Origin of the sequence: Nocardia tenerifensis NBRC 101015, assembly GCF_000308715.1 — a bacterium.
GTDB lineage: Bacteria > Actinomycetota > Actinomycetes > Mycobacteriales > Mycobacteriaceae > Nocardia > Nocardia tenerifensis.
In genome coordinates this window covers 1-8,731 of sequence record NZ_BAGH01000541.1, presented here as the reverse complement: position 1 = coordinate 8,731, position 8,731 = coordinate 1, and the positions used below count along the sequence as shown (strand labels likewise).

At 68.6% G+C, this 8,731-nt stretch carries 6 protein-coding genes; 3 read left to right on the top strand and 3 right to left on the bottom strand.

Annotation, left to right across the window (positions count from 1 at the left end):
* Positions 1 to 88: 88 nt before the first annotated feature.
* Positions 89 to 1,309: a class I SAM-dependent methyltransferase gene (locus tag ON39_RS35780; protein ID WP_040740782.1), complete on the bottom strand. Its 1,221-nt coding sequence runs from the start codon at positions 1,307 to 1,309 to the stop codon at positions 89 to 91.
* A gap of 169 nt (positions 1,310 to 1,478) precedes the next feature.
* Between ON39_RS35780 and ON39_RS35775 the strand changes: the two genes are divergently transcribed.
* Complete coding sequence (locus ON39_RS35775; protein WP_040740780.1) at positions 1,479 to 4,244, top strand: family 78 glycoside hydrolase catalytic domain; 2,766 nt, start codon at positions 1,479 to 1,481, stop codon at positions 4,242 to 4,244.
* A gap of 4 nt (positions 4,245 to 4,248) precedes the next feature.
* On the opposite strand, the gene ON39_RS35770 is transcribed toward ON39_RS35775, so the two are convergent.
* On the bottom strand, positions 4,249 to 4,719 hold the full coding sequence (locus tag ON39_RS35770; protein WP_040740779.1) for a MarR family winged helix-turn-helix transcriptional regulator: 471 nt from the start codon (positions 4,717 to 4,719) through the stop codon (positions 4,249 to 4,251).
* Between the two features lie 152 nt (positions 4,720 to 4,871).
* Here ON39_RS35770 and ON39_RS35765 point away from each other — a divergent pair, with 152 nt between their 5' ends.
* Positions 4,872 to 6,752: a DEAD/DEAH box helicase gene (locus ON39_RS35765; protein WP_246003088.1), complete on the top strand. Its 1,881-nt coding sequence runs from the start codon at positions 4,872 to 4,874 to the stop codon at positions 6,750 to 6,752.
* Positions 6,752 to 7,309 (top strand): SWIM zinc finger family protein, encoded by a 558-nt coding sequence (locus ON39_RS35760; protein WP_040740777.1) that lies wholly within the window; start codon positions 6,752 to 6,754, stop codon positions 7,307 to 7,309. Before ON39_RS35765 ends, ON39_RS35760 begins: the two co-directional genes overlap by 1 nt.
* Before the next feature lie 92 nt (positions 7,310 to 7,401).
* Here the strand turns inward: ON39_RS35760 and ON39_RS35755 are convergent.
* Positions 7,402 to 8,731, bottom strand: a 1,330-nt coding sequence (locus tag ON39_RS35755; RefSeq protein WP_040740775.1) for an FAD-binding oxidoreductase, incomplete at its 5' end; no start/stop codon positions are given.

The following is an 8,731-nucleotide window of genomic DNA, read 5'->3' as shown; positions in this document are numbered from 1 at the left end:
GACTGGAAGCCCCGATGGACTTTGCGGGAGTCGCTGAAAGACATGTGGGCGGCCCGATGACGGACCGCCCACGCGAGCATGATCGGTGTCAGCCGACGACGCGAACGCTCGGGGTGTAGAGGATCCACTTGCCGCCCGCCGCGCTGAAGCCGGTCTCCTTGGCCATGATCTCCGCCGCGTGGTTCCAGGCGAACAGCAGCGCGTAGTCGGGATAGGACCCCGCGAAGGCTTCGGCGGGCCGCACCGGCAGGTGCGCGCCGGGAGTCACCCTGTTCTGCTTGGCCGGGGTGGTGTCGCAGACATAGCTCACCAGCTCCGGCGTGATGCCGCAGTAGTTGGTGACGGTGGCGCTCTTGGCCGTGGCCCCGTACCCGACGACGGTGGCGCCCTCGTCCTTCAGCCTGCGCAGCAACGCGATCAGATCGGCGCGGATGACCCCGACCGCGGCGGCGAAGGCCTCGAGGGTGGCGGGGGCGTGCAGCGCACGCGCCGACTCCTCGGCCAGCAGGTCGGCGACGGCCTGGGTCGGCACGCGGGCGCCCGCGCGGGCCAGCGTGTAGCGCACCTCGCCGCCGTGCACCGGCAACCGCTCGACATCCACCAGTTCGAAGCCGAACCGCTCGGCCATGGCGCGCACGGAGGTGGCGCTGAAGAAATAGAAGTGCTCGTCGTAGATCTGGTCGAAGGAGGTGCGTTCGACGATCTCGCCCAGGTACGGGTCCTCGAAGACGAACACACCGCCCGGGGTGAGCAGCGCGTCCAGCCCGGCGAAGATCGAGTCGACGTACGGAATATGACAGAACGTGTTGGCGGCGAACACGACGTCGGCCGGGCCGTATTCGGCGCGCACGGTAGCCGCGGTGCCCTCTTCGAAGAACTCGGTGAGCACATGCACACCCTGGGAACGCGCGTGGTCGGCGACCCTGCCCGAGGGTTCGACGCCGAGATGGCGCACCCCCGCCTTGGCGATCGTGCGGAGCATGATGCCGTCGTTGCTGCCGAGTTCCACGATGAACGGATCGGCTCCGGTCAGTTCCTTCTCCAGGAATGTGTTCGCGGTGTTCTCGAAATGCTCGCGCATGACCGACGAGCCCGAGGAGAAGTACGGGTAATCGGTGTGGAACATCTTCGCCCGCGGCACCTCCTCGAGCAATTGCACCATGGAACACGACTCGCACCGCCCGACCGCGAGCCGGTAGAAGAACTCTTCATCGTCCTGTTCCGGGGCTCGGAAAGCATCCGACAGCGGTTGCTGTCCGAAGTCGATGAACTCGATAACCACATCGCCACAGACTCGACATTCGACCATGTCCCGAACCGTATCCACACCCCTGCGAGGACCACTCGAATCCCGCTAGAAGGACTGTGCGCGAAAACTTTTCGTCCGCTAGCCTCGCGATTGCCCGGACTGATCATCGGTCCGTCTCAGATCTGAACGGACCGAATACGTCGTCGGCGCACGGAGAACAGGAGCCGGTATGGACAGCAATCCCTCAGGGGCACAGGGTGGCTCGAGCAACGCGTCGGGCGCGGCGATAGCCGACACAACCACCGACGTCGCGGTCCTCGGCCTGACCGTCGACTATCTGGTGGACCCCATCGGGATCGACGATCGCACACCGTCTTTGGGTTGGCGACTGGTCTCGGCCGAACACTCGGTACGGCAATCGGCCTATCAGGTCAGGGCCGCCTCGTCGCCGCAGGACCTCGAGCTGGATCGGCCGGACCTGTGGGACTCCGGTAAAACGGCCTCGGCTCAGCAGACCGACATCGTCTACGCCGGTCGGCCGCCGGCCGCGGGCGAGGAGGTGTTCTGGCAGGTCCGGGTGTGGACCGGCGACGACCGCGTTTCGGCGTGGAGCCCGGTCGCCCGGTGGGAGATGGGCCTGCTCGAGCCGAACGACTGGACAGCGCAGTGGATTTCGGACTCCACTCCGTCCGCGTCGCTGCCCATCTTCGCCCATCGCTTCACCGTGCCGACGCAGGGGCGGATCGAGCGTGCGCGCCTGTACGTGTCGGGACTCGGCCTCTACGAACCGCGGCTCAACGGCCGCAAGGTCGGCGCGGACGTCCTGACGCCCAGCGTGACCGACTACCGCAAGCGGACGCTGTACCGGACTTACGATGTCTCGGAACACCTTCGGGCCGGAAACAATGTCGTCGGCGTTATGGTCGGAAACGGCTTCTTCAATGTGCCCGAACGGGAGGGCCGCTACTGGGAGTCGGTGACCTGGAAGAGCGGCCTCGGCGGCAGCGGCGAGACGGTCCGGCTCTCCGGTGAGCCGAAGGTCATAGCGCAGTTGGAGATTCGCTACGCCGACGGGACGGTTCAGCGGGTATCCAGCGACGCGTCCTGGCGCGTCGACGACGGCCCCATCGAGTTCTCCGGCTACTACGGCGGGGAGGACTACGATGCCCGCCGCTGGCAGTCCAATTGGGATCACCCCGACGGTGACCATTCCCATTGGCGGTATGCCGCTCTCGCGTCTGACACCCCCGCGGTGCTCAGCGCGCAGTTCGAACCCGCCGTCGCCGAGGCGCAGCGGCTCACCGCGGTCGAGCTGACCGAGCCCGAACCCGGCGTCTACGTCTTCGATTTCGGCACGTGCTTCGTCGGATGGCCGTGCATCGAGGTCGAGGGGCCGGCCGGCACGCGCGTCGCGCTCGTGCCCGGCTGGTATCTCGACGACGGCCGGGTCAGTCAGAGCGGCATGGTCGGCTGGGTGCCGAATGTCCTTGTCGCCGACCACTACACGCTGTCGGGCGACGGGGTCGAGACGTGGCACCCACGCTTCGGCTACCACGGCTTCCGCTTCCTCGAGGTACGCGGATTGCCGACGGCGCCGAGTCTTTCGAGCGTGACCGGGATCGTTGTGCGCGCGGCGACCGGCGCGACCGCCGAGTTCGAGTGCTCCGCAGAGCTTTTGAACACCATCTACCGCATCGCCGATCGCAGCCTGCAGAGCGCCATGGTCTCGCCGACCATGCCCACCGACCCCAATCGGGAGAAGGCCGGCTGGCAGGCCGACCGCGACGTCGCCCTCAGCGGCGTCTACCGCTACGACTTCGCCGCCTACAACCAGGCGATGCTGCGCGAGGTCTTCGACGCGCAGCGCGGGGACGGCGACCTGCAGGGCATCGTCCCCGACCCCACCGGTTTCTGGTACATCGGCGACACCAACTGGACCGGCGCGCCCATCGTGCAGGCCTATGAAAGCTATCGCCGCTACGGTGACGCCGCGCCGCTGCGCCGCCACTATCCGGCCATGCGGCAGTACTTTCAACTGCTGCGATCGCGCGAGAAGGACGGGATCTATCCGGCGGGCGAGTTCTCCGAAGGCTACTTCGGCGACTGGATGTACCCGGGCCAGCACTGGCAGAAGCCGTTCGACCCGGACAACGCCCACTTCACCGCGCCCGAAACGACTGTGACATGGGGGTCTTGGCGAATCGCCGTCGCGATGGCCGGCATCGCGCAAGCCCTGGACCGGACCGACGACGCGCACGAGTTCGGCCGTCAGGCCGAGGAGATCGCCGCCGCGTACCACCGGGAGTTCTTCGACCCGGCCACCGCGACGTACGCGAACGGAACGCAGACAGCCACGGCGATCGCCCTCGATATGGGCGCGCCCCCAAGGGATTTGCGCGACGCCGTCCTCGCGGCTCTCGTCGAGAACATCAGAGAATCCGGAAATCACTTGAACGCCGGGATGATCGGTCTCCTCGCGATCGTCCGGGTCCTCACCGACGAGGGCAGGCACGATGTCCTCTACGACGTCGCGGTCGAAACCAGCTATCCCAGTTACGGATACTGGCTCGAGCACGGCGCCACCTCCCTGCCGGAGAGCTGGGAGTGGACCAACCGCGAGGGCGTGGCGGATCTGAACATCCTCGGCGGACTGACCTCGTGGTTCACCCAAGGCCTCGCGGGAATTCGCCAGGAGCCCACCGCGATCGCCTTCGACAGGGTCCGGATCGCCCCGGCCATCGTCGGCTCGCTCACGTCCGCGGCGGCGACCATTCAGACGGTTCGAGGGGAGATCACCAGTCGCTGGCATCGGGACGGCACTGCGGCGACAGTGAAGGTCTCCATCCCCGCGAACAGCACCGCCACCATCGTTGTGCCGCTGCTTCGAAAAGACGCGGAGCTCACCGCCTCCGACGACGCGCAGCTCATCGATCGCGACGAAAGGTCCGCCACCTACCGGACAGGTTCCGGCACATGGACTTTCGAGCAGCGGTGAGCCGTCACGAACCGGCGGCCAGCCGATCCGCCTCCGCGACGGCACTGGCCAGGCTGCGCTCCACGAACCGGAGCAACACCGCCAACTCCTCGTCGGTGAAGTCGGCGAGGTCGCGGTGGGTCTGCTCGGTCAGGCCCGAGTAGTAGGAGCTGGCTCGATCCAGCCCCTCCTGAGTCGGCACGACCACGACCTTGCGCCGGTCCTTGGGGTCGGGCGCGCGGGTGACGCAGCCCGCCGCCTCCAGCCGGTCGACCATGCGCGTGGCCGAGCCCGCCGTCAGGCCGACGCGGGCGGCCAGCGCGCCGGGCGTGGTCGGGCCGCTCTGCTGCAATACGTGCAGGCAGTGGAAGTCGGTCATGATCACGCCCATCCGGGACGCGACCAGGCTGTTGATCCGGATCAGCTGCTGAAGCCAGTCCGGCAGCAGTCGCAGCAACTCGCTGACCTGCGCCTTTTCCTGCTGTCCCCTAGTCATGTGACACGACCCGATCCGTGGAAGTATCCTTGCGTCGCACAACTTTCACGCCGCACAATATTTCTGCAACACAATATCACCGCTACACAATAATGCGGTGAGCAGCGGTAGCCGCACGCAAGGTCGGCTGCGACCGCAGGAGAAGCAAGGAGTTGGTCCGACTGTCTGGACGAACGCAAGTCCGCCTGCAGGCCACATTCGTCCCCGCCGAGAACGCCTTCGCCTGGTGGGGACCCGAGAATCTGGACGAGGCCGTGCGCGCACACGGCCTGCCCACCGGACGGGTCGCGACGTGCTCGTTTGCCGCGCCCGAGGGAGACACCGTCGTCGCCGCCGAGCGGGACGTCCGGCTCCTCGATCTGAACGAGGCCGTGCCCGCCTTGCTCGCGCTGGACCGGCGGGCCGCGGTGGGCAAGTCGGTCAAGAACTGGCAGGAGGCCGCCCGGCTGCTGGACGGCGACGGCGAGGCCAAGGACCGGGACTTCGCCGAGCTGGCCGCGCGGATGCCCGCCGCCGCGCACGCCGTGACGAACCAGGAGGGCGCGGCGGTGGCCGCGCCGGACGCGCTGCTGGCCCAGTTCCGGCGGGCCGCGAACACCGCGGCGACCCTGGCCACGACGGCGGTGGACGCCCAACTGCGTCCTTACCAGGTACACGGCGTCGCCTGGCTCAACTCGCGCCCCGAACTCGGCGCAGGCGGCGTCCTCGCCGACGAGATGGGTCTGGGCAAGACGCTGCAGGCCATCTGCCTGCTGGCCATCCGGCGCTCGGAGCGCCCGCACCTGGTGGTCTGCCCGACCTCGCTGATCGGCAACTGGCGGCGCGAACTCGCGCGCTTCTCCCCCGCCACCCCCGTGCTGCGCTACCACGGCAGCAACCGCAGCCTGCCCGAGGAGTTCGCCCCCGGCACGGTCGTGATCACCAGCTATCCGGTGCTGCGCAGCGACAAGCCGCTGCTGGACACCGCGTGGGACATCGTCGTGCTGGACGAGGCCCAGCAGATCAAGAATCCGGAGGCGCAGGCCAGCCGGGCCGCCGCGCGACTGACCGCGACCTCGCGGATCGCGATGACCGGCACCCCGGTGGAGAACCGGCTCGACGAGCTGTGGGCGATCTTCCACGTGACCAACCCGGGGCTGCTCGGCACCCGGGGACGGTTCCGGCAGCGCTTCGTCGCGCCGATCGAACAGCGCCGCTCCGCCTCGGCCGCCGCGTCGCTCAACGCGCTGGTGCAGCCGCACATGTTGCGCCGCACCAAGAATCTGGTGGCCGCCGAGCTGCCGCCCAAGCAGTACACCTCCGTGATCTGCACGCTCACCGACGAGCAGATCCGGCTGTACCGGGAGGCCACGGACCGGGCGTTCAACCAGGGCCTCGGCGCCGGCATCGGCCGCAGCGGCCGAGTCCTGGCGCTGCTGACCGCGCTCAAACAGATCTGCAACCACCCGGCGCACTACCTCGAGGACGGCCCCGCGGGACCGGGCCGGTCCGGCAAGTTCGACCGGGCCACCGAGATGCTGTCCGAGATCGTCGACGACGGCGATCGCGCTCTGGTGTTCACCCAGTACCGCGTGATGGGCGAGCTGTTGTCGAAGGCCTTCGGCAAGACGCTCGGCACCGGACCCGTGCCGTTCCTGCACGGCGGCCTCCCCGGCGAGAAGCGGGACGAGATGGTCCGGGCCTTCCAGGAGGACGAGGACTCGCCGCCGGTGCTGCTGCTGAGCCTGCGGGCGGCCGGGTTCGGCCTCAACCTGACCCGCGCCGCGCACGTGATGCACTACGACCGCTGGTGGAACCCCGCGGTCGAGGAGCAGGCCACCGACCGTGCGCACCGCATCGGCCAGCAGCGCACGCTCAATGTGTACACGCTGGTCTCCGGCGGCACGATCGAGGACCACATCGCGCAGATGCACGACACCAAGCGCGGCGTCGCCGACGTCGTCGTCGGCGGCGACACCGAGGCGGCGCTGGCCAAACTGTCCGACGACGAGCTGCACGCCGTCCTCGACCTCGACCTGGGAGCGATCTCGTGATGCCCGCCGAATTCGGCGCCACCCCGTGGGGGCGCACCTGGACCCGGGTCGTCGAGACCACGACCGCGTCGCTCCCGAATCCGTTGCTGCCCAAGGCACGCAGCATCGCGCGCAACCACGGCGCCACGCTGAACACCGAGGTCGGCGCGGTCACCGCGAAGGTCGTCGTGTCGGGCGCGGAGTCCACGGTCCGGATCGAGCTGCCCGCGTGGTCCGAGGAGACCAAGACCGACGCCGAGCGGTTGATCGCGAAGTCGCTGGCGGCCAACCCCGGCCTGGCCCCCGGTGACCTGCCGGACTCCCTGGAGGCCGAGTTCAGCGCCGCCGGAATCACTTTCGCGGTTCCGCTGGCCGATCAGATCGCGACCTGCGACTGCCGGACGCGCAAGCGGCCGTGCGTGCACATCCTCGCCACCCTGTACGCGCTGTCGATGCGCGTGGACGAGCGACCGCGGCTGGCGGTGGAGTTGCGGATGGACAGTGCGACGGTGGCCGAGGAGCCCGACCCCGACTGGATCCCGCTGAGCGAGCTGGATCCGGCGACCTTCTACGGCTGAAAGACCAAGCCGGTTGCCGGGCTGAATCATCGAGCCCGGTTGCCGGGGTGAAAGACCAGGCCCGGTCGCGCTGGGGGCGGCCGGGCCTGGTGTCACGCCGTGATACTCAGCGCGTGCCGGAAGAAGCCGGTCGGGTCGTAGGCGGCCTTGACCCGTTGCAGGCGGGGGTAGTTGTCCTTGTAATACAGCTCGTGCCAAGGTTTTTCGGATCTGTTCCACGCCGGGTCGGCCAGGTCGGTGTCCGGGTAGTTGATGTAGGACCCGTCGGCCTGACCGTTCAGGTCCGGGACGCCGCCGCTGCCCGCGTAGATATCGCGGTAGAACGACCTGATCCACGCGATGTGCCGTTCCTCGCCGATCGGGTCGGTCCAGTTGTTCAAGTAGAACGCCTTCAAGACCGAGTCGCGCTGCGCGGTGGCGGTGGCGTCGGACGCCACCGCCGAAGCCTGGCCGCCGTACGCGGCGAGGATTACCCCGGCGGTCGGATTGTCGTAGGTGTCGTCGGTCAGATAACGGTGAATGACGTCCAACTGATCGTCGGTGTAGCGCCGCCGCAGGTAGGCCGCTTTGCATTTCGCCCGCTGCCCGTAGACGTCGCCGCGCATCCGCGGCCACAGCATCGACCGCAGCCACGGCCGCCGCTGCACGTCGTGGTGGTACGGCGCGCCGACGCCCTCGTTGAGCGCGTCGAGATAGTCCGACAGCATCCGCTCCGCGCCGTCGACGGCCGCGTCGACCTGGGTGATCAGGGCGATGGTGTTGGTCTGAGCGCGCAGCACGGTGAGGATGGAGAACAGCGCGTTCTCGGGAATGCCGGGCGCACTGTGGGTTTCGTGCCAGCGACCGTGGTTGGCGAGCAGCCTGCGAAAGGACTCCGGGGTCAGGTCCGACCACGACCAGGACGTGAGAGCGTCGAGGACCTCGGCGGGCGGACGCGGCAGCAGCGCGGCCGGATCGTCGCCCTCGGCGTCCGGCGCGCGCATCCAATACTTGGTGACCACGCCGAAATTGCCACCGCCGCAACCGGTGTGGGCCCACCACAGGTCGTGGTGCGGGTCGTCCGACTCCCGGGTCGCGACGACGACCCGGGCCGTGCCCGCCGCGTCCACGGTGACGACCTCGACCGCGTACAGGTGGTCGACGACGCACCCGTGCGCGCGGGTCAACGGCCCGTAGCCGCCGCCGAGGATGTGCCCGCCCGCGCCGACCGAGTACTCCAGCCCCGCGGGTATGGTGACGCCCCAGCCCTTGAGCAGACCGCGGTACACATCGCCGAGCAGCGCGCCGGGCTCGATGGCGAACGCCCGCATCGTCGCGTCGTACTCGACCCGGTTGAGCAACGAGAGATCCAGCAACACTTCGGTTTCCGCCGAGTCGACGAAGTCCTCCAGGCAGTGGCCGCCGCTGCGGACGGCCACGCGC

Coding starts and splice junctions, on each gene's coding strand:
- ON39_RS35780 (WP_040740782.1), bottom strand. CDS start 1,309: ATGGTCGAATGTCGAGTCTGTGGCGATGTGGTTATCGAGTTCATCGAC.
- ON39_RS35760 (WP_040740777.1), top strand. CDS start 6,752: ATGCCCGCCGAATTCGGCGCCACCCCGTGGGGGCGCACCTGGACCCGG.
- ON39_RS35770 (WP_040740779.1), bottom strand. CDS start 4,719: ATGACTAGGGGACAGCAGGAAAAGGCGCAGGTCAGCGAGTTGCTGCGA.
- ON39_RS35775 (WP_040740780.1), top strand. CDS start 1,479: ATGGACAGCAATCCCTCAGGGGCACAGGGTGGCTCGAGCAACGCGTCG.